This is a genomic window from Anaerococcus sp. HMSC068A02 (assembly GCF_001811125.1).
Taxonomy (GTDB): domain Bacteria; phylum Bacillota; class Clostridia; order Tissierellales; family Peptoniphilaceae; genus Anaerococcus; species Anaerococcus vaginalis_C.
On sequence record NZ_KV803720.1, the window covers coordinates 1 to 1,456 of the forward strand.

Sequence of the window (1,456 nt, forward strand, 5' to 3'; positions counted from 1 at the left end):
GCCTCTTTCCTTTTTCTGCTATCATTTAACTGCATTTCTGCATATTCTAAATGATCATATATTGCATCAAGTCTGAGATTTAAATCAGTATATTTTCTATCATAATGTTTATCTTCAAAATTTAAAGAGTCTATTTGATTAATTAGTGATGCTTTTGTACCTGTTAATTGCCTAATCTTCGCTAAGTGTTTATTAATAACTTCGTCAATTTCTTTTGTATCTATTTGAATATTGATTTTTTCTTCAATTTTTTTGGCAAAAGTAGGATTGCTAACTATTTGAGTAATTATTGTTTCTACTTCTTTTTCAATTAATTCAGCCCTAATTTGTTTATTAAAAGTACATTTATGTCCATTCATCATTTGTCGATGTTTACATCCGTAATAGTAATAATCTTTGTAATGCTCTCCTTTTTTGTTTTTATTACGTTTACGGCTTTTATTTCCATATAAACCAGCACTACAATATGGGCATTTTATTAAATTTGATAAGATATGAACTCTCTCATCTTTTCCTCTATTTATCTTCTCATACTTTTTAGCTTGAGATTTTCTTTTTTCCTGAACTGTATTCCATAACTCATCGTCAATTAAAGGTTCATGATTTCCTTGAGCTATAATATAATGATCAGATTTTTCTAATTTAATTTTACCAGTATTTTTATCTTTATTCGTTTTTCTTCTTCCATATGCAATTTTCCCATTATATACGGGATTATCCAATATTTGTCTTATTAAACTAGCTGAAAAATATGGATTCTTGCCATTTTGTCTTATAGGTTTATTAATACCTAAAGAAACTAAATACTTAGATACTCCATTGGCTCCCATATCTGAATTAGCATATAAATCAAAAATCATCCTTACTGCTTTAGCTTCATCTTCATTAACAACTAATTCTCCATTATCTAATGAATAGCCAATTGGAGCAAAACCACCATTCCATTTACCTTCTCTAGCCTTTTGTTTTCGACCTTCCATAGTTTGAGAAAGTATATTTTCACGTTCCATTTCTGCTACTGCTGAAAGAATTGTTATAACAAGTTTTCCAGAATCTTTAGAGCTGTCTAAACTATCATCAACACAAATTAGATTTACATTATGATTTTCCATGATTTGTAATGACTGCAATACATCCGCTGCATTTCTTCCAAATCTTGATAATTTAAAAACCATTACATAATCAACTTTATCTTTTTCAGCTTCTATATCATTAAGCATAGCTATGAATTCATTTCTACCTGAAATAGATGTTCCTGATTTTCCAGCATCTTTATAGGTTTTTATTATTTCTATATCATAAGCTTTTGCATACTGTTTTATTCTTTCTTCCTGAGCATCAAGTGAGTAACCATCAATTTGCATAGATGTTGACACTCTTGTATATACATACGCTTTTTTCTTTTTCATTTTTCCACCTTTAGTTTGGACATATTTTCACGTTATAGTTATACCTA

1 protein-coding gene is annotated in these 1,456 nt (G+C 28.6%); it reads right to left on the bottom strand.

Annotation, left to right across the window (positions count from 1 at the left end; translation table 11 throughout):
* A partial coding sequence (locus HMPREF2782_RS02715) for a recombinase family protein (protein ID WP_070640694.1) occupies positions 1–1,409 on the bottom strand: 1,409 nt, incomplete at its 3' end.
* Positions 1,410–1,456: the final 47 nt, after the last annotated feature.